Annotated in this window: 19 protein-coding genes; 11 read left to right on the top strand and 8 right to left on the bottom strand. The window is 44.9% G+C overall.

What is annotated here, in order from left to right:
• Positions 1-44: 44 nt before the first annotated feature.
• The 4 genes from MAE_RS21495 to MAE_RS21475 all read right to left on the bottom strand — a co-directional run bounded on the left by MAE_RS21495 (position 45) and on the right by MAE_RS21475 (position 6,393).
• Positions 45-437 (bottom strand): hypothetical protein, encoded by a 393-nt coding sequence (locus tag MAE_RS21495; protein WP_012267421.1) that lies wholly within the window; start codon positions 435-437, stop codon positions 45-47.
• A 108-nt stretch (positions 438-545) separates the two neighbouring features.
• Positions 546-2,351, bottom strand: a complete 1,806-nt coding sequence (locus MAE_RS21490; protein ID WP_012267420.1) for an aspartate kinase — start codon at positions 2,349-2,351, stop codon at positions 546-548.
• 867 nt (positions 2,352-3,218) lie between these two features.
• The gene (locus tag MAE_RS21480; RefSeq protein WP_012263965.1) at positions 3,219-4,628 is read right to left on the bottom strand and encodes an IS4 family transposase; all 1,410 of its coding nucleotides are present in this window, start codon (positions 4,626-4,628) and stop codon (positions 3,219-3,221) included.
• Positions 4,629-4,824: 196 nt separating this feature from the next.
• Positions 4,825-6,393, bottom strand: coding sequence for a bifunctional ADP-dependent NAD(P)H-hydrate dehydratase/NAD(P)H-hydrate epimerase (locus tag MAE_RS21475; RefSeq protein ID WP_012267418.1), 1,569 nt, complete (start codon positions 6,391-6,393; stop codon positions 4,825-4,827).
• On the opposite strand from MAE_RS21475, the gene MAE_RS36200 reads away from it, so the two are divergent.
• From MAE_RS36200 to MAE_RS21465, 4 genes are all read left to right on the top strand, one after another.
• A complete protein-coding gene (locus MAE_RS36200; RefSeq protein WP_331448763.1) occupies positions 6,392-6,553 on the top strand; it encodes a transposase in 162 nt (53 codons plus the stop codon). The two genes, MAE_RS21475 and MAE_RS36200, sit on opposite strands and share 2 nt — an antisense overlap.
• 552 nt (positions 6,554-7,105) lie before the next feature.
• A complete protein-coding gene (locus tag MAE_RS21470) occupies positions 7,106-7,693 on the top strand; it encodes a hypothetical protein (protein ID WP_012267416.1) in 588 nt (195 codons plus the stop codon).
• Between the two features lie 9 nt (positions 7,694-7,702).
• Positions 7,703-7,924: a hypothetical protein gene (locus MAE_RS33555; protein ID WP_012267415.1), complete on the top strand. Its 222-nt coding sequence runs from the start codon at positions 7,703-7,705 to the stop codon at positions 7,922-7,924.
• A 51-nt stretch (positions 7,925-7,975) separates the two neighbouring features.
• The gene (locus MAE_RS21465; protein ID WP_041804266.1) at positions 7,976-8,176 is read left to right on the top strand and encodes a hypothetical protein; all 201 of its coding nucleotides are present in this window, start codon (positions 7,976-7,978) and stop codon (positions 8,174-8,176) included.
• Between the two features lie 125 nt (positions 8,177-8,301).
• Here the strand turns inward: MAE_RS21465 and MAE_RS21460 are convergent, their stop codons facing one another.
• Complete coding sequence (locus MAE_RS21460; RefSeq protein WP_012267413.1) at positions 8,302-9,078, bottom strand: Uma2 family endonuclease; 777 nt, start codon at positions 9,076-9,078, stop codon at positions 8,302-8,304.
• A gap of 28 nt (positions 9,079-9,106) precedes the next feature.
• Positions 9,107-10,111, bottom strand: coding sequence for an NADPH-dependent aldehyde reductase Ahr (gene ahr, locus MAE_RS21455; RefSeq protein ID WP_012267412.1), 1,005 nt, complete (start codon positions 10,109-10,111; stop codon positions 9,107-9,109).
• A 572-nt stretch (positions 10,112-10,683) separates the two neighbouring features.
• Here ahr and dnaK point away from each other — a divergent pair.
• The 4 genes from dnaK (at position 10,684) to rsgA (ending at position 15,608) form a co-directional block, all read left to right on the top strand.
• Positions 10,684-12,732, top strand: a complete 2,049-nt coding sequence (gene dnaK, locus MAE_RS21450; protein WP_012267410.1) for a molecular chaperone DnaK — start codon at positions 10,684-10,686, stop codon at positions 12,730-12,732.
• A 260-nt stretch (positions 12,733-12,992) separates the two neighbouring features.
• A complete protein-coding gene (gene dnaJ, locus MAE_RS21445; protein ID WP_002795599.1) occupies positions 12,993-14,117 on the top strand; it encodes a molecular chaperone DnaJ in 1,125 nt (374 codons plus the stop codon).
• 192 nt (positions 14,118-14,309) lie between these two features.
• The gene (locus MAE_RS21440) at positions 14,310-14,531 is read left to right on the top strand and encodes a sulfurtransferase TusA family protein (RefSeq protein WP_002738399.1); all 222 of its coding nucleotides are present in this window, start codon (positions 14,310-14,312) and stop codon (positions 14,529-14,531) included.
• Positions 14,532-15,608: a small ribosomal subunit biogenesis GTPase RsgA gene (gene rsgA, locus MAE_RS21435; protein WP_012267409.1), complete on the top strand. Its 1,077-nt coding sequence runs from the start codon at positions 14,532-14,534 to the stop codon at positions 15,606-15,608. It abuts the gene before it with no gap.
• A 142-nt stretch (positions 15,609-15,750) separates the two neighbouring features.
• Here the strand turns inward: rsgA and MAE_RS30665 are convergent, their stop codons facing one another.
• Together MAE_RS30665 and MAE_RS21430 are read right to left on the bottom strand one after the other, a co-directional pair.
• The gene (locus MAE_RS30665; RefSeq protein WP_231859808.1) at positions 15,751-16,113 is read right to left on the bottom strand and encodes an ARC6/PARC6 family protein; all 363 of its coding nucleotides are present in this window, start codon (positions 16,111-16,113) and stop codon (positions 15,751-15,753) included.
• Between the two features lie 756 nt (positions 16,114-16,869).
• A complete protein-coding gene (locus MAE_RS21430) occupies positions 16,870-18,069 on the bottom strand; it encodes a hypothetical protein (protein ID WP_041804263.1) in 1,200 nt (399 codons plus the stop codon).
• Between the two features lie 55 nt (positions 18,070-18,124).
• On the opposite strand from MAE_RS21430, the gene MAE_RS21425 reads away from it, so the two are divergent.
• The 3 genes from MAE_RS21425 (at position 18,125) to MAE_RS21415 (ending at position 22,231) form a co-directional block, all read left to right on the top strand.
• Entirely contained in the window at positions 18,125-18,832 is a 708-nt protein-coding gene (locus MAE_RS21425; protein ID WP_012267406.1) for a Crp/Fnr family transcriptional regulator, read from the top strand.
• 180 nt (positions 18,833-19,012) lie between these two features.
• The gene (gene cutA, locus MAE_RS21420; protein ID WP_012267405.1) at positions 19,013-19,351 is read left to right on the top strand and encodes a divalent-cation tolerance protein CutA; all 339 of its coding nucleotides are present in this window, start codon (positions 19,013-19,015) and stop codon (positions 19,349-19,351) included.
• 174 nt (positions 19,352-19,525) lie between these two features.
• A complete protein-coding gene (locus tag MAE_RS21415) occupies positions 19,526-22,231 on the top strand; it encodes a phycobilisome rod-core linker polypeptide (protein WP_012267404.1) in 2,706 nt (901 codons plus the stop codon).
• Positions 22,232-22,313 lie beyond the last annotated feature (82 nt).

Genomic DNA, 22,313 nt, shown 5'->3' with positions numbered 1-22,313 from the left:
TTGTGAGGATGTTGTTTAACCTGTTCCTTAACAGGCGGCTGCAGTCAGATTTTATTGATGTTTATATTTTCTGCTTGATAAACTTCACTAACCTGACCCTGATTCTGTAAATTTTGACCTCCAGAATTAGCCTGGTTCATACTACTATTATCCTGAATTTTCAAGGATTGAATTTCTGTTGCTAAACCCTTGACTTTTTCGGCGAAATCTGCTTCATCATTCATGGCAACTTTTAAATAATCTGCTACTTTTTCTAGATCAGTTTTTGACCCTTTTTCAGCAGCTTGTAAAGCTTTTTCAGCCTTAGGATTAGCTTTAAGTTTATTCCAGATGATTTGCCGCAAAGTATTAATTTTTTCTAGAGCAGCTTCGGTAAATTTTTCTACAGTAGTCTGAAATACCAAAGCAACAATTGTCGCCACTGTTATCGGTTCCATAGATAAAATCGGGGTGATGAGGGTTAACTTATTTATCTGGTTTTTGGGGGTATAAGTTGCCAGCAATATAAACAACTCTTACCCCCATCATAGAACTTGTAATTTCATTTAGGCGGGTACTTCAATTTTACCCTGTCCAGCTAATCCAAAAGCGGCGTGAACCACTTGTAGGGCCCTGACTCCATCTTCCTGATTCACCACACAACTGATTTTTATATCAGAAGTAGCAATCATCAAAATATTAATTTTCTCCTTTGCTAAAGCTTCAAAAAAGCGTGCTGCTACCCCCGGTTGTCCTTCCATTCCTGAACCAACAATGCTCACTTTCGCCACATCATTATTAACCACCACTTCCTGTAAACCCAAACTTTCCGATAGTTCTAAGAGGATTTTTTGGGCTAAATTAGCATCAGCTTGGGGCAAAGTAAAAGCGATATCCCGTCGGGGAATACCATCGACAATGCGACAGCGTTGGGATTGAATAATCATATCAACACTGACATTTTTTGCCGCTAAAACCGAGAAAATTCTCGCCGCCATCCCCGGGCGATCGGGGACGTTACGAATGGCCATTTGTGCCTGATTATTATCTAGGGCCACTCCCCTGACTGGGACTAAATTTTTAGGGATTTCGCAATGAGCAACTTTAGCAGAATACTCCACTTGAAAAGCATCACAAAGGACTTTAATTGCTTTTTCTCCGTCCGCTTCATCGATGACACAACTGACTTTTACTTCAGAAGTGGAGATCATTTCGATATTAATTGCCGCTGCGGCCAAAGTGCTAAATATTTGGGCAGCAATTCCCGGCCGGCCGATCATACCGGCGCCGGTAATGGCGATTTTAGCGGCCCCGGATTCGATGATCACTTCCGCTTCCTCTGTATTAGTGGGATGGGAACGTAAAACCGGCGCGATCGCTTCGGCCACGGATTGGGCTTTTTTCAAGGCATTTCCCATCACCGTAAAGGCGATATCGTTGCTGTCCCCCTCGTGAATCGATTGAATAATTAAATCCACGTCCACCTGTTGATGAGCAATTTCCCCGAATAAACGGGCAGCGATACCGGGACGATCCGGAACCCGTAAAAGGGCGATTTTCGCCTGATTACCCTCAAATTCCACCGCATCCACTGCTTTTGTCAATTCCAATCCTTGCAGGGTGCGCGGTTTCGGTGCTGGGGATGTCACCCAAGTACCCGGATCCTCTGTCCAACTGGAGCGGACAACCAAGGGAACCCCGAAGTTTTTAGCGATTTCCACCGCTCGCGGGTGGAGAACTTTCGCTCCTAAACTGGCTAATTCGAGCATCTCATCGCAGGTAATTTGGTCTAAAAGACGCGCTTCGGGGACTAAACGGGGGTCAGTGGTGAGAATACCGGGTACATCGGTGTAAATTTCGCAAAAATCGGCTTTTAAGGCGGCTGCTAGGGCCACGGCCGAGGTATCGGACCCACCGCGCCCTAGGGTGGTAATCTCTAGTTGATCACTATCGCTAACACCTTGAAAACCGGCGACAACAACTACTTTACCCTCCAATAGATGTCGGGAAAGGCGATCGGTTTTAATTTCTAAAATACGGGCCCGACTATGTTCGGATTCCGTGACAATTCCCACTTGAGCGCCGGTTAGGGAGATGGCCGGTTGTCCGATTTCCTCTAGGGCCATACTCATCAAGGCGATCGTCACCTGTTCCCCTGTGGATAATAACATATCCATCTCCCGGCGCGAGGGTTCGGCGGCGATCTGTTTGGCTAAATTGACCAATCCATCGGTGGTTTTACCCATGGCAGAAACGACCACCACCACGGTGTTTCCTGCTATTACCGTATTTTTGACCCGTTGAGCGACCGATTGAATGCGTTCCACGGAACCTACCGATGTACCACCGTATTTTTGGACAATTACAGCCATAGTTGTCAGCGCTAGAGACTTTCTATCTTTGTTCAATCTCCAACTTATCAAAATTCCTTAACGATAAGTGGTTTTGGTTAACATTCCTTATGTTTTATCAAATGCCGACTATCCTTAAGACTGCACCGGAGAAGGGAGCACCGGAGCTAGGTTAAGGCAGTCCGAGCATTTGTACTAAAATACACCTACTCAGTTTAAATACAGTACACTTATGCTATTAATAATATTTTGGCTCTCTTAGGTTTGGTGGGTATTATGAAAGATATTTTAATGTTAGATACAGTAAAAATTATCAATTCTGATCCCCCCGCCTATCGGCACCCCCCTTATCAAGGGGGGCAGGGGGGATCGAATCTAAAATCCATTTTTAATTTAATTATAACCAGCTATTTAGATACAGTAAAAATTATCAATTCTGATCCCCCCGCCTATCGGCACCCCCCTTATCAAGGGGGGCAGGGGGGATCGAATCTAAAATCCATTTTTAATTTAATTATAACCAGCTATTTAGATACAGTAAAAATTATCAATTCTGATCCCCCCGCCTATCGGCACCCCCCTTATCAAGGGGGGCAGGGGGGATCGAACCTAAAATCCATTTTTAATTTAATTATAACCAGCTATTTAGATACAGTAATAATTATCAATTCTGATCCCCCCGCCTATCGGCACCCCCCTTATCAAGGGGGGCAGGGGGGATCGAACCTAAAATCCATTTTTAATTTAATTATAACCAGCTATTTAGATACAGTAAAAATTATCAATTCTGATCCCCCCGCCTATCGGCACCCCCCTTATCAAGCTATCCATTAGTCACATCTTTCTTAACATAAAATTTGACAAAAAGAGAAAAGTGTGCCAGATGGCTCAAGGGGGTTCTATAGGGGGACTAATTTGATGAGATAGTTTCCAAGTCTGGCTGATATCATGTAACCTTCGCAGTCCCAACCAAATAGTTTTAACACCAGGTTCACCGTCACCTTTTCTACCTAAAAACCCCCCAAGAGAAGCAATCATTCTGACCGCTTCTCGAAAGGAGGGCGGCTTTTCAGGTGGCGGACTCTTTTTATGAATAGTGGCACACAAAGATTGCCATTCATGTTCTTCCAAAAAACTTTCACAACTCTCCTCTCCGTGTAAGCGTGCTTGATAGGTTAACCAAAGTAATCTCCAAGCTACAATTGAATAGGTAGCTAAGGCCATCTCAATTCTCCTACCCGTTTCTAATTGCAGTTTTTCTAATCCACAACCACTTTTTAAAACAAAATGATAGCGTTCTATTAACCAGCGATAACTATACCAGCGCACACAGGTTATCGCTGATTCAAAGCTACTAATGTCTAGGCTAGTTAAGAGCAGCCAACTGATAGGATTAACTCCGCTATGCGGATTTTCTTCTTCAGCTAAAATTACCTGTAATTTGACCGGTTGACGAGGGGTCGCCTTGGAGTGATGGCTAGGTACTTGTATTTCAAAACTGGCAAATCTAACTGTTAGTTTAGCTAGTCTAGCCTCGTGATTAGGATTGCGTTTTACTTGCACATCTAAGGTCCCACAGGCTTTTATTTCTCTGATGGATTGATGTAAATATTTAGGCTCTGAATGCCCTGACCTTTGCTTGTCTTCGAGATAGTTAACTTTTCGGTTATGAGTTCCTCGAATTAATAAATGAGAGTTAGGACTTCTTGATTGGGCAAATAAATCAAATATGTCTGCCTCACAATCTCCGATTGTTACTACTTGAATATCTTCGGGTATCTGTTGTTGTGTTTCTGACAAAGAATCTAACCATCTTTGACTTTCTTTTTCTTGGGTTTCTCTTTTTTTGCGTTGCTTGGCAATCCCTAAATTCTTTTCTTCTCTTGCCCAGACATATTGATTAATCAGTCCTAAAGGTATTCCGACTGGGGACACTCCTAAGGTGGTATGAACTTTGAGACCAAAGGATTTTTTATAATCTAGATAACCCATGCCTTTTTTGGCTTTTTGCGTCGTAAAGTCTAAACTTGTTGTGTCTTGCACTGCCAAAACTATTGGATGTTCTTTGATTCTTTCTACTGTACTTTTGGCCTGGGCGGCAATTATATCTGAGGGGTGAAAATAGGGGGAATTCCAAAAGTCGTAGGTGGCACTCGCTGCGGCTAGATTTCCTGAAGCTTGTGGCACACTTGTACTAGGTTGACTGGCCAAGTTTTCCACGATACTGATTAACCTTTTCTTTCTTCTGGTGTCCCCTAGGTCTGCATACTGTAATTCTTGGGCTGCCCATTTCTCCATTTTTTTGCTTACCTCCACCTTAATTCCTTCTTTCAAAACTATACCTATCAATCGTTTCCCCTTTTTTTAAGTTTCTTCTCTTTTTGTTAAGAAAGATCCGACTAATGGATAGCTTATCAAGGGGGGCAGGGGGGATCGAATCTAAAATCCATTTTTAATTTAATTATAACCAGCTATTTAGATACAGTAAAAATTATCAATTCTGATCCCCCCGCCTATCGGCACCCCCCTTATCAAGGGGGGCAGGGGGGATCGAATCTTTAAGGGCAGCAAATAAATAATTAGCTAAAGTTACTCCATCTACTCCTAATTCCGTCCTTTCTTTGGCCGCTAAAATGCCAGCTTGAGCGTGTAAATAAGCCGCTAATGCGGTTGCTTCCGGGGCATTATCCGGCATTTGGGTTAAGAATCCGCCGATTAGTCCCGTTAAAACATCACCACTACCACCTCGCGCTAGAGCGGAGCTACTTTCGGGGATTAAATACATTTTACCGCCCGGGGAGGCGATTATAGTTCTGGCTCCTTTTAATAAGACAATTGCACCACTTTGTTGAGATGCTTCTTGAGTGATATTAATCCTATCTTGAGAACCTGATAAGTTAGGAAATAAGCGTTTAAATTCTCCCCAATGAGGCGTTAAAATTGTCTTATTTTGGCGAGATGATAATTTTTCTATACCCAATTGAGCCAAAATATTTAAAGCATCGGCATCGAGTATAATCGGTTTATCACTGTCTAAAACCTGTTCGATAATAGCAGGATTTTCTGTGGTTAATCCAGGACCACAGGCGAGGACATGATAATTATTTAATTCTAGGGGAAGTTCGGCAATAGCTCCCGTGGCAGTTTCGGGACAATCGATAATTAATGCTTCTGGTAAATGACTAATTAATAAAGATTTAAGGGCAGCAGGAACAGCAATAGAAAGCATTCCTACACCACTACCTCGCGCTCCTAATCCGGCGAGAATTGCCCCCCCCGCATAACGACGAGAACCACAGATAATTAATAAATGTCCCTGCTGATATTTATGGGTAAGGAGAGGACGGGGTAAAGGTAAATAAGGGCGAATTAGATCGGGATTAACCCTCAGAATTGGCGGTGAATCTTGTAGAATTGTTTCTAGGTCAAGGGGACTAATTCCTATGTCAATTAACTCCACTTTACCCAGATAGGGTAAGGCCAAATCTTGGAAAAAAGCTCGCTTCCAGAGTCCCAAACAAAAGGTATGAGTGGCTTTAATTGCCGTGCCTAAAACCTCTCCGGTGTCGGTGTGAATTCCCGAAGCAATATCGATACTAATTACCGGTTTTTGCCAACTATTAATTTTATCGACTAATTCGGCAATATCTGCCGATAAAGTCCTTTCTAAACCAAAACCGAAAAGACCATCGATAATTAACTGACAATCCTCTAAAGATTCTAAAGTTTTCTGAAAAATTAAGCCTAAATGCTTGACATAATTAGCCTGTTGTGCTGTTAAATCCTTGAGTTTGGCGATCGGACAAAAAAGAGATACTTGATAACCGGCGAGATGTAATTCTCTAGCAATCACGAGAGCATCACCGCCATTGTGACCAGGGCCGACGATAACGCCGATTTTTGGGAAATTAGCCAAAGAATAGGACTTTTTAAGCTGTTGTGCCGTTAACAGGGCTGCCTTTTCCATCAAAGCGGCCACAGGCATACCAGAGGCAAAAATTGCCCCTTCAATGCGACGCATCTGCTCGCTATTAACCACGTTGGACCGATAATTGTAGCTCATTCGAGGGATAAATTGCCTATTAACAGGTCTAGATCACTTTTTTTCGGATTACGTTCACCTGATTATCGATTACAAGCCTGACATCGCTTTATCCAAGTTAATTGCTAACCTTAAAACAGTTGGTTCTTCGGTTTGTCTTATGCAATGGACGGGGTTATAAAGAATGAAACCTTTATAGAGACAGACATTGCCGCAATTTTTGTCAATTGTTTGCGATCTGGAGCGAACTAATCAATTAAATCTCTTGCCAGATAAGGATTGAGTCGATTTATGCCCCCCTATCGAACCATAACAAGTCCCGAAGAGCCAAACAGTTAGTAAGCTGTCAAGCATTTAAATTGCTTGTTGAGACGGGGCAAGAGGCAAGAGGCAATAGTAAAGGGATTGGGGGAAATTCAGCTAATCTAAGGATAGGCGGTTAAGATGCGTCTTAGCTTAGTCGCTTAATTAGGGTTTGCGGCAAAAAGTTTTTCGTGGGGGCCGGGTGTGGGGTGTGGGGTGTAGGGTTTTACCCATTTTCAGACGGTCAATTACCTAATTTTCAGGGAAAAAGTCCCAGAATTTTCGCCCCGATCACTCTCAGCTGGCACTTTTTGAGGACAAAAAAGTCTAAAAGTCTTATCCAACAAGGTTTTTAGATTTATTCAGCCAACCCTAATTACTAAATTATTTTATCATAAAAAGAAATCCTCTCTCAGGTAAGAGCGGTAGTATGGCTTACTCGACACAGCAGTTAATTGAAATCCTCGAGCGAGAAATGCACGCCACTTGCAAAGGGGAACGTCTGTTACTCTCCCCGGCGGAGCGCATTGATAATCCGGTGATTGCCAAGGCGATCAATCTAGAAAAGGCGGGCAAAGTCTTCGCCTATCAGGATTTTCGCCGTCAAGTTCACGATTATCAACAACAATATCAGGTTTCGGGCATTATCTGGCGTGTTTGTCAATGGGGCGATCGCACTCTCCGTTATCCCGAAATTCATAATCAATTAGTTGCCGTGGCGGGTGACAAGGAAATTCTCATGGCTGCCAAAGCCTCGGTTTTAGAGTTTTGGAACAGCATCACCCCTAATATGAATTTTTGGTGGGCGCTTAACTCCCGTCGTCCCATTTCTGCCGATTATCTAGCCGAATTAGTCGCCCAGTCCGAATGGGCGGAATTAGATGTGGCGCGCACGGAATTATATCTCGGCCTCTGTTGGGGTAATCCTTTAGAACACCAGTATCAATGGGCGCAACCCTTTTCCGGTTGTCATCGCATTATCGCCGCCGTCGATGAACCTAGTTCGATTAAGGTCTGAGGGCGATTGATGTCTTGGGGTGTGGGGGTGTGGGGTGTGGGGTGTGGGGTGTGGGGTGTGGGGTGTGGGGTGTGGGGTGTGGGGAGAATAAAGCTGCCTTCTGCCTTCTGCCTTCTGCCTTCTGCCTTCTGCCTTCTGCCTTCTGTCTCCTATTGTAAAGTTTTGTTAATTTTTCTGGGATTAGGGCATTTTGTAAAAATAGATACAGAATTGTATGTTATATATATTTAGTAGGTGATTAAAAAAGTTCGAAACACTATTTGCAGATCGGAGGAAATGATTATGTCCACAGAACAACAAGCTCGTGCCTTAATGATGCGTCACCACCACGCCGTTAAAAATCGTCAACAATCGATGTTAGGGAGAAGTGCTTCTGAAATCGGTATTGACAATGACAATGGCTACGGGGAAACCGTTCAACGTCGCTTCTCGTCCGACTTTTCTTCACAAACCTATGATCGCTCTGGTGCTACTCTGAGTTAGGCTCTTAGATTTCGCTAAAGTATCAGCTTTCAATCTTAGAATTAAGTGAACAATCAGCCCACACAAACCGAGATCGGGAGGTGTGGGTTTTCGGTTTTTAGAGATAGGGGTCAGTCTTGGGCCGATTACGGGGTTTCATCGGGATTTATGCCTAATTGCCGTAATTGCGCCGCTAAACGTTCCGCCCGTTGACGTTCGCTTTCGGCCTGTTGAGAGGCTGCCTGGGCGCGTTGACGTTCAATTTCAGCGTTCTGACGTTCTATTTCGGCTAATTCCGCAGGTAGGAGGATTAAATTGCCGTCTAGGTCATAAAAACGCAGCCAAGGGGCTTCTTCTCGTTGGATGCTGCCCATCCAGACTCCTAACCATAATCCCAAACGTTGACACCATAACCAACCGCGGTGATCGGGAATAATTTCTTGATAGCATTGATTTTGGTCTAAAGCCCAACCTTGCAGGGAAGTGGCATCAAAGGGATTATAAACGAAGTATTGGGAACAGCGAAAAGTCCGCTCATAGAGTTTTTTTTTGGTAATTAAATCGATTTTTGCGGTGCTTTCTGACATTAATTCTACGATCACATCGGGATAACGTCCGTTTTCGTTCCAAACCACCCATCCTTGTCGTTTATAACTACCATCGATATCGAGGACAACGAAAAAATCCGGGCCACGAAAATCTTTATTAAAAACCCGCTCACGGCTAAAGTAAATAAACATATTACCGCCAACAAAAAAGTCCTCTCGATCCTGATAGGCTTGTTCGATAGAATCGATTAACACATTCATGGCCTTGCGGTGACGGTGCGTTTCCAAAGGTTCTCCATCATCAAAAATCAAGTCTTCAGGGGGAATGGGTGGTTCTTCCCAATCGATAACTGGAGGAGTGAGGGGTTGAGTCATCGGGGTTACGTCCAGGATAGAGATGGTTTTATTTTATTTGTAAGACGAGGCGATATTTAGGTTGTCCAGTTCTCAATTTTTCCATAGCTTCATTCACCTGGGAGATAGGATAGATTTCTGTCACCGGTTCAATGCCATGGCGGGAGGCAAATTCGATCATTTTATTGATGGTACTGGGACTACCCAAAGGACTGCCAGAAATCGATTTTTGACCCATAATCAAGGGAAAAGCATAGGTAGCCATGGGTTCAAGAACAGCCCCAACAATGTGCAGACGACCCTTGGGACGTAAACAGGCGATATAAAGACCCCAATCGAGATTAACGTTAACGGTAGAGATAATGAAATCAAAGTAATTTTGTACCGATTGCAAAGCTTCGGGGTCTCTGGAATTGATAAAATGAGTCGCGCCTAGTTCTTTTGCTTCTGTTTCTTTGTCGGGACTACTGGAAAAAGCGGTTACTTCGCAGCCCCAAGCTTTGAGGAATTTTAAGGCTATATGGCCCAATCCACCAATACCAATGACACCAACTCGGGCCGTGGGTTTAATATTAAATTGGACAATGGGATTAAAGACGGTAATACCACCACAAAAAAGCGGGCCAGCTTTAGCAGCATCTAACTGGTTCCCCAGGGGAACTAACCAACTATGATGAGCGCGGACTCTGTCGGCAAAACCGCCATGGCGACCGACGATAGTTCCTTCGGCAGTAGCACAAAGGTTTTGATCCCCCGACATACAAGTTTCACAGGTGGAACAGGAACGGGAAAACCAACCCAGACCGACTCTTTGCCCTAATTTTAATTCTTTGACTTTAGCACCAAGAGCGGCGATTGTACCGACCACCTCATGACCGGGGACAAAGGGATAGGTGGTCAGTCCCCAATCGTTATCGAGCATACTTAGGTCACTGTGGCAAATGCCGCAATATTCCACCGCGATTTCTACATCTTCATCCGCTAATATACCCGGATCGTAGTCAAAAGGCTCTAGTTTTCCCCCTTTTTCTCGGGCAGCATAGGCTCTAATCATGATTAAGTCCTCTGGGATCGGTTTATTGCTTATCTTATCCTAAATTTATCTGAGTATGGCTTGCACTAAATCCTGTTTAAAAGGTATAGGAAAGTGGGAAACACCGGAGCGGGGGGAAACAATCCATAACTTGGGAGTTATACTAAATCCGTTGAGTATAAGCTACTTATGAGGACAGGCAAAAGGCAATAGGCAATAGGCAAAAGGAGCAATAGATAATCAGTTTTTAATAACCAGATTTAGTATTAATCATAGTATTAAAAACGGATTTGATCTTACCAGCGATCGCCAAATTCCCAAAAGGGTAATTTTTTTATACTACAAAGCAAAGTGCGGAATAGGGGCTAGAAGCATGAGCAAAATTACTGGTTTTGGGTTACTCTTGATATATGGTCCACTACACCGATCCGGGCGGGCTTGCGGACTTTACCGACAAGTTTTGTTAGCCTCGGAGGGAAACTACCAGCTTTCATCCGAGGCAAGATTAGGCGAGGTAAAAAGCCCTTTTCTAATTTGGGGATAATTTTTGTCAGCGATTGTATCCTATTAACTATCGTTATTATTAGAGCGTCATGGGAAAAGTCATCGGCATCGACTTAGGGACAACCAACAGTTGCATTGCCGTACTCGAGGGAGGTCAGCCGATTATAGTTCCCAACTCGGAAGGGGGAAGAACAACTCCTAGTATCGTGGGATTCGGCAAGGCCCAGCGCCTAGTGGGACAACTGGCCAAACGTCAGGCGGTAACTAATGCCGAAAATACCGTCTATAGCATCAAACGCTTTATCGGTAGGCGTTGGCAAGACACGGAGGCAGAAAGGGGACGAGTTGCCTATCATTGCCAACGCGGTCGCGATGATACCGTCAATATCAAAATTCGTGGTCGGGAATTTACCCCCCAAGAAATCTCGGCCATGATCCTACAAAAATTAAAGGCCGATGCCGAGGCCTATCTGGGAGAACAAATTAACGAGGCCGTGATTACAGTTCCCGCCTATTTTACCGATGCCCAACGTCAAGCCACTAAAGACGCGGGGATGATCGCAGGACTAGAAGTATTAAGAATTATTAACGAACCCACCGCCGCCGCCCTGGCCTACGGTTTAGATAAACAAAACGAAGATCAACATATCCTCGTTTTTGACCTAGGGGGAGGAACCTTCGACGTTTCCATCCTGCGACTGGGGAAGGGGGTCTTTGAAGTGAAAGCCACGGCTGGCAATAACCATCTTGGGGGGGACGATTTTGATAACCTCTTAGTGCGGTGGCTGGTGGAGAACTTTCAAAGTCAAGAAAACATCGATCTGTCTAGCGATCGCATGGCGGTCCAAAGACTGCGAGAAGCCGCCGAAAAAGCCAAAATCGAGCTTTCTAGCATGATTACCACCTCGATCAATCTCCCCTTCATCGCCGCCGACGAAACTGGCCCTAAACACCTAGAATTGGAACTAACTCGCGCTAAATTCGAGGAATTAACCAGAGAATTAGTGGAAAAAACCCTCGGACCCGTACAACAGTCCCTCAAAGATAGCGGACTGCAGCCTAGCGATATCAATCGTGTTATTCTCGTTGGTGGTTCCACCAGAATCCCCGCCGTACAAGAATTAATCTCCCGTTTCTTTTCTACCGGCCAGATTGATCGCTCTGTTAACCCCGATGAGGCCGTTGCTTTGGGGGCAGCGATTCAAGCCGGAGTTTTAGGTGGAGAAGTAGAAGATATCCTCCTACTCGATGTCACCCCCCTTTCCCTCGGCATTGAAACCCTCGGCGAAGTCTTTACCAAAATTATCGATCGCAATACCACTATCCCTACCAGTAAATCTCAGGTTTTCTCCACCGCTGCCGATGGTCAAACTTCGGTGGAAATTCATGTTCTCCAAGGAGAAAGGGCCATGGCCCAGGATAATAAAACCCTGGGTAAATTTCTCCTGACAGGAATTCCTCCCGCTCCTAGGGGGGTGCCACAAATTGAAGTGGCCTTTGAGATCGATGTCAACGGCATCTTGAAAGTGGCCGCCAGCGACCAAGGCACCGGCAAAGAACAAAGCATTTTAATTAGCCATACTGGAGGGCTGAAACCGAACGAAATTGAAAAAATGCGCCTAGAAGCCGAAAAATACGCCGAATCCGATCGCCTTCGTCTGCAAATGATCGATATTCGCCACCAATCCGATAGTCTTTTCTATAGCTACGAAGTCACCCTCAGGGAAAACAGTCAGTTAGTCGCCCCCGATATCCGGCAACTGGCCGACCAGAAGCGGCAACAGTTGGAAATCGCTCTGCGCGACCCCTCCCTATCCCCAGAAAAGCTAAAAACCACCTTGGCAGAATTTCGTCAGATTGTCCTCGAAATCGGTACCCGCATCTACACGGGTAGACAAGAGCAAAACCAACCCCTTAACGGTACTGGTTTTGAACCGATCGATGTCACCGAAAAACTGACCCGACCCACCCGCACCCAAGCCACTTCCTCCAATACCTTCGCCAAGAGGCCAACCCTCTCCCACACTAGAACCAGAACCTATAGTAATCTGGAAACTAAATCCGGCGAATCGGGCAGTGACGATCACCCCTACGATGGCGAAGAAATGAGTGCCAGTGACTACGAGGCCGTAGATTAAAAAGTGATCAGTAATCAGTAATCAGTTATCAGTTATCAGCTTTTTTCTCCCCTTCTCCCCACACCCCACACCCCACACCCCACACCCCACTTCCCCACTTCCCACTCCCCCACTTCCCTATCACCCCACTTCCCTATCACCCCACTTCCTTACCAAAAAAATAGTAGGGATAACCCAACTAAACTATTATGTATAGTTTGTTAAAGTAACAACTAGACTTAAACTTTATTTATAAATTGCCAGCAGAACCATAGTCCCCTATGCCCACTGATTACTACGAAATTCTAGGTGTCTCGCGAGATGCCGGCAAAGAAGACATCAAACGCGCCTATCGTCGTCTCGCCCGAAAATACCATCCCGATGTTAACAAAGAACCAGGAGCCGAGGAACACTTCAAAGAAATTAACCGCGCCTACGAAATTCTCTCGGAACCAGAAACCCGCAATCGTTATGACCGCTTTGGTGAAGCTGGGGTTTCTGGGGGCGCTGCCGGTTTTGATCCTGACAATATGGGCGGTTTCGCCGATATCTTTGAGACAATCTTTAGTGGTTTCGGGGGCATGGGCGGCCAAGCAACCGCCCGCCGACGCACAGGCCCTACCCGGGGCGAGGATTTACGTCTCGATTTTAGACTAAAATTCCGCGAGGCTGTCTTTGGCGGCGAAAAGGAAATCCGTATCCGTCATCTGGAAACCTGTCAAACCTGTAAAGGCAGTGGGGCCAGACCAGGAACCAGTTCCCGCACTTGTACTACTTGCAGTGGTACTGGTCAGGTGCGTCGCGCCACCCGTACTCCCTTCGGTACTTTTGCTCAAGTTTCGGTCTGTCCCACCTGTGACGGTGCTGGCGAAGTGATCGAGGAAAAATGCGACGTTTGCGGCGGTTCCGGACGCAGACAGGAAACCAAAAAACTGAAAATTACCATCCCCGCGGGGGTTGACAACGGCATGAAATTGCGCGTTGCCCGGGAAGGAGACGCCGGACTTAAAGGCGGGCCGCCGGGGGATTTATTCGTTTATCTAACCGTGGAAACAGATGCAGAATTTCAACGGGAAGGTAATGATATTAAATCGGATATCACCATTAGCTATATCCAAGCGATTTTAGGATGTACCATCAAAGTTAATACGGTAGATGGCCAAGAAGACCTGACTATCCCTGCCGGTACTCAACCGAACACCGTACTGATTTTAGAAAATAAAGGGGTTCCCAAATTAGGCAATCCCGTCAGCCGCGGTGATCATCGCATTACCGTTAAAATCTCGATTCCTACCCGTGTCACGGGAGAAGAACGGGAATTGCTGGAAAAATTAGCAAAAGTTCGCGGGGAAACCGTGGGGAAAGGCGGCATCGAGGGATTTTTAGGTAATATCTTCCATAAATAGGGCAGGCTGAATAAATCTAAAAATCTTGTCGGATAACGGAGGCAGGGGGCGGTCGGCGGTCGGCAGTATTCAGGAGTCAGGAGTCAGGAGATAGGAGATTATTTTATTTATTCTCCCCACACCCCACACCCCACACCCCACACCCCACACCCTGCCCCCAGGAGAAACTTTTTCAGCAAACCCTAAATAACTATGACTTTAGACCTGCGCGGCACTCCCTGCCCAATTAATTTTGTCCGAACAAAATTGCAATTAGAGAAAATGACCGCCGGGGAACGGTTGGAAGTCTGGTTAGATGCCGGGGAACCGATCGAACAGGTTCCCACTAGCCTGACAGTGGAGGGTTATCAGATAGAATCGATCGAGGACCGAGATAGCTTTTTTGTTCTCAAAGTCTATCGCCCCGATTCCTAAATGGTAGATGCACAATTAACCGATTTATACGGCACAGTGGTGGCTGTACAGGCGAATTTCTATCAGGTACGCTTGGATTCTGCCGTTATGGGCGAGAATCTTCTCTGTACCCGTCGCGCTCGCTTGCAAAAAATCGGTCAGTCGGTGATGGTTGGTGATCGGGTGCGCGTGGAGGAAGCCAATTTTGGCGATCAGCAGGGTGCGATCGCAGAAGTCCTCCCCCGCAGTACCGAGATCGATCGGCCGGCCGTTGCCAATATCGAGCAGATTTTGCTAGTTTTTGCCCTTGCTGAACCCGTCCTCGATCCTTGGCTGATCAGTCGTTTTTTGGTGAAAGCCGAGTCCACAGGTTTAGAAATTGCCGTCTGTGTCAATAAAATCGATCTGGGGGAACCGGAACAAATAGAGGTCTGGGGCGATCGCCTAGCTGGTTGGGGATACCGGCCCTTTTTTGTCAGTGTGGAGAAAAATCGGGGATTTGAGGCTTTATTGGCACAATTAAACCATAAAATCACTCTCTTGGCCGGTCCATCGGGGGTGGGAAAATCGAGTTTAATTAATTGTCTAATTCCTGAGATTAATCAACGGGTGGGGGATGTGTCGGGAAAACTGCAAAAAGGTCGTCACACTACCCGTCATGTGCAGTTATTTGCTTTACCAAATCGGGGTTTATTGGCCGATAGTCCGGGTTTTAACCAACCGGATATTAATTGTTTACCGGAAGAATTAACTTTTTATTTTCCGGAAGTGAGAGCGCGTTTAGCTTTGGGAAATTGTCAATTTAATGATTGTACTCACCGTCGGGAACCTAACTGTGTGGTGAGGGGAGATTGGGAACGTTACCAACATTATTTAGAGTTTTTAGAAGAAGCGATCGCACGAGAACAGTCATTACAGAAAACTAGCACAAAAGAGTCAAGTTTAAAGTTAAAAATTAAAGAAGCAGGTCAAGAAACCTACGAACCCAAATTAGCCAATAAAAAATATCGTCGTCCTTCCCGTCGCGGCAAAAATCAAGATCAGGAACGCTACGAAAATAAAACTCTCCAAGATATTTATAATGATGATTCTGAATAGAATCGATTCGGTTGTCTTTATCTTCAGGGTTGCTTTATAAATACTGTCTAAAGATGAAAATTTAACAGCAATGATTGTATCTATGGGTTTTTATCTGAACTATTTTTGATTTTTATTCTCGCCCTTTTGGAATTAATTAAACTTATCTACGAACTAAATTTTTAAGAGTTCTAGAGTTGGCTATTTTCCATGTTCCCTCGTCATTTTCAAGATTATAGCGAACCAATAAGGTACTTAAACCACTATTCTTTTGATCAATTTTACCCTGACTGTTATAGAGGGTTCTTTCTTCAGTAACCACCACATCCACTGTAGCTTGATCGCCAGAGGCTGTAAAATTATTAACTGAATCTATTCTCTGAACTCCATAGATATAATAAGCACCATTATTAGCTAACCATTCGGAAGAACTTTCTTGACCATCAGAGCGCTTTATTTTGTCATTATAAGCTTTACCTGTAAGTAATTCTTCTCCTAAATAGGTTTGATAGGAGGAACCATAAATATCTGGTTCTTCGGTTTGTCTTATGCAATGGACGGGGTTATAAGGAATGAAACCTTTATAGAGACAGACATTGCCGCAATTTTTGTCAATTGTTGGCGATCTGGAGCGAACTAATCAATTAAATCTCTTGCCAGATAAGGATTGAGTCGATTTATGCCCCCCTATCGAACCATACCAAGTCCCGAAGAGCCAAATATCTCTTTTTGCCTTTAACCAGCGCTCGATTAAATCCACCGAGTTAACTATCTGTTGAGGAACAGGTGAATAGACAGGTTCAGGACTGGGTAAGGCATCGATGACACCTTGGGTAATTTTAACTTGATTAAAGTATTTAATTAGGTGCTTTTGTCACTCTTGAGCGCGATTTAAGTTACTAAAAGTTGCTACCTGAATATTACCATCATTAACAAAAGCATCCCGACAAAAGTTATTTTTAACTCTCTCTAAACTCACAAATGTTGCATCCTCTAATAAAAATTAACATTTAGCAATAATGTCGGGGGCGTGTTTGCGGCAATAACCTTGAATAAAAAAAAAAAATTAGCAATCCGCGCCCCACGCACCAGTTAAGTAAGTAATCTCAATTAATTGTGAGATAGTGGGACAGGGTTCTGGTTCTTTGTATTTTATCTTTAATTGTAACCGGCTACTTAGTTGATGATAGGTGGTGCGTTACGACGGATTGTTACCTTCAAGTCAAAGCAGCAATTTTGGCCGTCTAACGCACCCTACGTTTTACTACTGAGGTTGATGTTTTTAAGCATTATTGACCTTCTCACCTCTAAGAGCCGAAAATAAACAGAGACGACCCAAACCCAAGATTGCTGGTGAGAAGGTTTCCTGACTGGGGGCCTCTAGATTGCAACCGGCAAATTCTTGCTGTATTTCTGTTAGAAAATAAGGCCAAATGGTTAAGAAAAAATTACCGCTAAAAATTATTCGATCGATATCTTCAAGACTTTTTTGCTGTTTTTCTAACAAATCATTAACTTTTTGTCTTAAATTATCTATATATGGTATAATCACCTTCTTATTTAAATCGGTGCGACTGACCGTCCAAGTATGACCGGCTAGAGAGGAGGTAAATTCGCTTTCTTCTTGGAGGATTAATTTGGTTAATCTAGCGGCTGCCAGTAAAGATTTTTTTAAGGGATTAGTATCGGTGAGATCGGAGCGGGAAAGAGGCAAAAAAGAACGCCAGAGAGGATAAATTAAGTGAGAGAGTATGGCCTGTTCATAGGTGTTTTCCCCGTAGTTAAAATGGCTCAGAGCGATCGCTTGACGGCATAAAGAGCGAGTTTGCGGTGGGACTTCCACTATTGCTAAAGTGGTGGTCTCTCGTTTACCTTCGATCACCAGTAGGGTTTGGGGTTGGGGTTGATCGCTAGTGGGAATATGGGCCAGAGCAGTAGCGATCGCTGTTTCTAGACTAGATAGGCGATCAGGGGGTATTAGTTGCGCTGTGAGAAGGGCTTTTTTCAGGTCATCCGTGGGGGTTTCCCCGTCATCGGTGATAATAATAGCTTCTAATCGATCTAGGGCTTCCCAGAGCCAAGAATCGGTGCTAAAATCCCGATTAGATAGCCAACTAATTAGATATTCTTCCACCTGAGAGCAGGGTAAGAGATCGCTTGTTCCCGTTGCCAGACTCCAAGAAAGAGGATAAAAATCGATCAGTCCCCGGCTTTCCCGAAAAAAGACAACTTTTACCCCCTCTGGTTGCACCTCCATTCCCAGGGACCAACGGGCAACTTCAGGGGTTGGAGCGGGCAACAATAAGGGAGAAAGCAGCGCTCTGGCCGATTCTAATTGTTGACGAGTGGCGATAATTGTCTCGGAAGTAACTTCTTGCGGGTTAACTAGAGAGGAAATCACCTTGGCAAGAATCCGATCGATCTCGGTCAGTAGGGAGGAAAAATCCTGTTTATCGGTCACTGGATAATTAAAAATACCCACAACTTTCCATTGTAGAATCACCTGCCTAAAACCAACAAAATTTAAATATTAAACCATGGAAGAAAAACGATATCCTGCGGAAAAATTAGCAGAGATTCAAAAATTATTAGATACAGCCACTTTATTGGTCGGTTTGGCCCCTGAAACCCTCGATCAAGTTACTTCTCATGCTGTCACCCGCACTCATCCTGCTAATCGGGCGATTTTATTAGAAAATGATTGGGGGGGTTCGGTTTACTTTATTCTGGATGGTTGGGTGAAAATTCGTACTTACAATATGGATGGCAAAGAAGTCACCTTAAATATCCTCGGTAAAGGGGAAATAGTCGGAGAAATGGCCGCTTTAGAAGAATCTCCCCGCTCCACTGATGCTATCACCTTAACCACGGCCACAATTAGCAGTATTCCCGCTCAAGATTTTGTTAATCTGCTCCAATCGGAACCTTTAGCGGGAATTCGTCTTTCTCAGTTAATGGCCAAGCGTTTGCGTCAACTTAACCGGCGTTTACGTTTACGGGAGGCCGATAGTCTCTCCAGAGTCGCCGATACTTTACTCTTTTTAGCCGAAGGTCAAGGAGAAAAAAGCTGCCAGGGTACAGTAATTCCCAATTTACCTCACCGGGAATTGAGTAGTATTAGTGGCCTGGCCCGGGAAACCGTGACCCGATCCTTGACCAAATTGCACAAAAAAGGACTGATTCAAAGACAGCAGGAATCCCTCTTTATTCCCGATCTGGTCGCTTTAGAAAAAGTGATCACCTAAATTCAGTGATCAGTGATCACTGATCAGCTGATTGTTTTTATTTGTCGATTAATTAGCCATTTTTCTAGTTATCATCACTATTATACTAAATCTGGTTATTAAAAACTGATTATTTATTCCCCCTGTTGCCTGTTGCCTGTTGCCTGTCCTGATATGTAGCCTATACTCAACGGATTTAGTATGACTGAAAGATTAACCGGTTTTGGAGTGGTGCTGGTGACAACAACCAGCGAAACGGAAGCGGAAAACTTAGCGATCGCCTTACTTAACGAGCGCTTGGCAGCTTGTGTCAGTATTTACCCGATTCGTTCCATTTATCGTTGGCAGGGACAGATTGAAAACGAGCGCGAATGGCAATTAGCGATTAAAAGCGATTTAAAGCAGTTTGAGCAGTTATCGGCGAAGATACAGGAACTTCATACCTATGCCGTCCCAGAAATCATCGCTTTACCGATTGTGGCGGGTTCTCAGACCTATTTAGACTGGTTAGCCTCCCATACAGGTGGGGTGTCGGAATAGACCGATCGGTAAGTTTAGCGAAAAAAATCTATATAATTCTTAATAAACTATCTCAGGAAGCGCAAAAAGTTTTAATCTAGATGCTGATTAAATTTTTAAACATCTGGTTTTAAGACCGATCGCCTCCACGATTGGAGAACTCAGCACATCGTCAAGGGAGATAGTTAAAATCCAATGAGTCTTAAGGCAAGCGGTGGCAGCTCCTTAGCGCGTCCCCAACTCTATCAAACCGTCCCAGTATCTGCCATTACCCAAGCAGAACAACAAGACCGCTTTCTCGATAAACCCGAACTCAATGAACTGATCGCCTACTTCCAATCGGGGAGCAAGCGCTTAGATATTGCCCAAACGCTCACCCGGAACTCCGATCTGATCGTGTCACGGGCAGCTAACCGGATTTTTACCGGCGGTTCCCCCATGGCTTACCTAGAAAAACCCCCCGTGGAAGAAATGGCTATGGTGGGTGCGGGTAAAGTTATCAACGTCCAGGAAGGGATGAAATTAGGAACCGTTACCTACGCGGAAAGCGGGTCCGGTGGCGGCAGTGGCCTTCTCGGTGGCTTAAAAGGGATTTTCGCCTCTAGCGGCCCAATTCCCCCCGGATTCCGACCGATTAACGTCTCTCGTTACGGTCCGAGCAATATGCAGAAGTCCCTCCGGGATTTATCCTGGTTCCTGCGTTACGTTACCTATGCGATCGTCGCTGGTGATACCAGTATCCTGATCGTTAATACCCGCGGTTTAAGGGAAGTTCTCGAAAATGCCTGTTCCATTGATGCCACCATCGTGGCCCTGCAAGAAATGCGGGCCGCTTCGATCGAGTATTTCCAGAGAGACAAGGATGCGGCCACTTTAATCAGTGACTATTTCAATATCCTACTGGGGGAATTAAAAGCCCCCACCCCCTCTAATAAACTGCGTCAGCGTCCCAGTAGTGACCAACAGGGTTTAAGTCTTCCCCAAAGCTACTACAACGCCGCCGAAAAACGGCAAAAGTTTGTCATGAAAACCGGTTTATCGGAGTCGGAAAAATCTTCGATTATCAAGGCCGCCTACAGACAAATTTTTGAACGGGACATCACTCGCGCCTACAGTCAGTCCATTTCTGACCTAGAATCGAAGGTGAAAAACGGCGACATCTCGATGAAAGAATTCGTCCGTCGTCTCGGTAAATCGCCTCTCTACCGTAAACAGTTCTTTGAACCTTTTATCAATAGTCGCGCCCTAGAATTGGCTTTCCGTCATTTCCTCGGTCGCGGTCCTTCCTCCCGGGAAGAAGTGCAGAAATACTTCTCGATCGTCTCTAGCGGCGGTTTAGCGGCGTTAATCGATGCTTTAGTCGATTCTCAGGAGTATTCCGACTATTTCGGCGAAGAAACCGTTCCCTATCTCCGGGGTTTGGGTGCAGAAGCGCAGGAATGTCGTAACTGGGGGATGCAGATCGACCTGTTTAACTACAGCGCACCTTTCCGCAAAGTTCCCCAATTTATCACCACCTTTGCTAAATACGATCGCCCCTTACCGGATCAGCACGTTTACGGTTCCGGAAATGATCCCCTAGAAATCCAATTTGGGGCAATTTTCCCGAAAGAAACCCGCGAACCTAGTTCTAGTCCCGCTCCCTTCGGTAAAGATACCAAACGTATCCTCATCCACCGCGGACCTGCCACTAATAACCAAAATAGTAACCCCAGCGCCCGAGGTGAATTCCCCGGTACTTTGGGACCGAAAGTTTTCCGTCTCAATAACGAGTTACCCGGTTCTAGTAATGGGGTAAGCGTTAAATTTGGCGAAAGTTCCACCCAAAGAGTGATTTTAGCGGCTTATCGTCAGGTTTTCGGTCGAATGCCCTACGAAGGTCAGCGTTTATCCGTGGCCGAGATTAAGTTAGAAAATGGCGATATTACTCTGCGCGAGTTTATCAAAACCCTAGCTAAATCCGAGGCTTTCCGGAAAATCTACTGGACTCCTCTCTATGTGGTGAAAGCGATCGAATATATTCACCGTCGTCTGCTCGGTCGTCCCACCTACGGTCGTCAGGAAATGAATCAATACTTCGATCTTTGCTCGAAAAAAGGCTTCTATGCTTTAATCGATGCCCTTATCGACAGTCCTGAATATACGGAAGCTTTTGGTGAAGATACGGTTCCCTACGAGCGCTATCTAACTCCCCAAGGGATGCAGTTACGGATGGTGCGTTTGGGCAATCTCCGCGAAGATATCGGCCAAAGAGTTGATAAAGAGGAAACCCCGCGCTTTATTGAATTGGGTACACCTTCGGTCTCAATTCGCACTGAACCCGATATTCAATCTCGTGTCGGTCAAGGTGTCACGGTTCAACGGGAACAAACTAAGATCTTTAAACTGTTAACTAATCTCGATAAAGTTGCCGTACAAAATACTGTTCGCGCCGCCTATCGTCAGATTTTTGAACGGGATCTCGAACCCTATATCATCAATGCCGAATTTACCGCTTTAGAGAGTAAATTAAGCAATGCTGAGATCACGGTGAAAGAGTTTATTGAGGGTTTAGGTTGTTCGGATCTTTACCTGAAAGAATTCTATGCTCCCTATCCGAATACGAAAGTAATTGAATTGGGAACCAAGCACTTCTTAGGTCGCGCTCCCTTGAATCAAAAAGAAATCCAGAAATATAACCAAATTCTGGCAACTAAGGGATTAAAGGCCTTTATCGGTGCCATGGTTAATAGCATGGAATACCTACAATTATTTGGTGAAGATACGGTTCCCTATCGTCGTTTCCCGACTCTACCAGCCGCTAATTTCCCCAATACGGAACGCTTATACAATAAGCTGACTAAACAGGATAGTGAACTGGTGGTTCCCAGTTTTAAACCGGTAGTTAAGGTCGGTGGCTAATTAGTCCTTGAAGTTAGTTAATTTAGCTCGTGTTCAACACGAGCTTTTTTTCAGGACAAATTACTGGCCAAAATTTATCATC

This window comes from Microcystis aeruginosa NIES-843 (genome assembly GCF_000010625.1).
Taxonomy (GTDB): Bacteria; Cyanobacteriota; Cyanobacteriia; order Cyanobacteriales; family Microcystaceae; genus Microcystis; species Microcystis aeruginosa.
This window is presented reverse-complemented; position numbering and strand designations above follow the sequence as displayed.

What these genes read in the sequence shown, in the direction of transcription:
- MAE_RS21495 (WP_012267421.1), bottom strand. Translation starts at nt 437, where the DNA reads ATGGAACCGATAACAGTGGCGACAATTGTTGCTTTGGTATTTCAGACT.
- MAE_RS21490 (WP_012267420.1), bottom strand. Translation starts at nt 2,351, where the DNA reads ATGGCTGTAATTGTCCAAAAATACGGTGGTACATCGGTAGGTTCCGTG.
- MAE_RS21480 (WP_012263965.1), bottom strand. Translation starts at nt 4,628, where the DNA reads ATGGAGAAATGGGCAGCCCAAGAATTACAGTATGCAGACCTAGGGGAC.
- MAE_RS21475 (WP_012267418.1), bottom strand. Translation starts at nt 6,393, where the DNA reads ATGAGCTACAATTATCGGTCCAACGTGGTTAATAGCGAGCAGATGCGT.
- MAE_RS21470 (WP_012267416.1), top strand. Translation starts at nt 7,106, where the DNA reads ATGGCTTACTCGACACAGCAGTTAATTGAAATCCTCGAGCGAGAAATG.
- MAE_RS33555 (WP_012267415.1), top strand. Translation starts at nt 7,703, where the DNA reads ATGTCTTGGGGTGTGGGGGTGTGGGGTGTGGGGTGTGGGGTGTGGGGT.
- MAE_RS21465 (WP_041804266.1), top strand. Translation starts at nt 7,976, where the DNA reads ATGTCCACAGAACAACAAGCTCGTGCCTTAATGATGCGTCACCACCAC.
- MAE_RS21460 (WP_012267413.1), bottom strand. Translation starts at nt 9,078, where the DNA reads ATGACTCAACCCCTCACTCCTCCAGTTATCGATTGGGAAGAACCACCC.
- ahr (WP_012267412.1), bottom strand. Translation starts at nt 10,111, where the DNA reads ATGATTAGAGCCTATGCTGCCCGAGAAAAAGGGGGAAAACTAGAGCCT.
- dnaK (WP_012267410.1), top strand. Translation starts at nt 10,684, where the DNA reads ATGGGAAAAGTCATCGGCATCGACTTAGGGACAACCAACAGTTGCATT.
- dnaJ (WP_002795599.1), top strand. Translation starts at nt 12,993, where the DNA reads ATGCCCACTGATTACTACGAAATTCTAGGTGTCTCGCGAGATGCCGGC.
- MAE_RS21440 (WP_002738399.1), top strand. Translation starts at nt 14,310, where the DNA reads ATGACTTTAGACCTGCGCGGCACTCCCTGCCCAATTAATTTTGTCCGA.
- rsgA (WP_012267409.1), top strand. Translation starts at nt 14,532, where the DNA reads ATGGTAGATGCACAATTAACCGATTTATACGGCACAGTGGTGGCTGTA.
- MAE_RS21425 (WP_012267406.1), top strand. Translation starts at nt 18,125, where the DNA reads ATGGAAGAAAAACGATATCCTGCGGAAAAATTAGCAGAGATTCAAAAA.
- cutA (WP_012267405.1), top strand. Translation starts at nt 19,013, where the DNA reads ATGACTGAAAGATTAACCGGTTTTGGAGTGGTGCTGGTGACAACAACC.
- MAE_RS21415 (WP_012267404.1), top strand. Translation starts at nt 19,526, where the DNA reads ATGAGTCTTAAGGCAAGCGGTGGCAGCTCCTTAGCGCGTCCCCAACTC.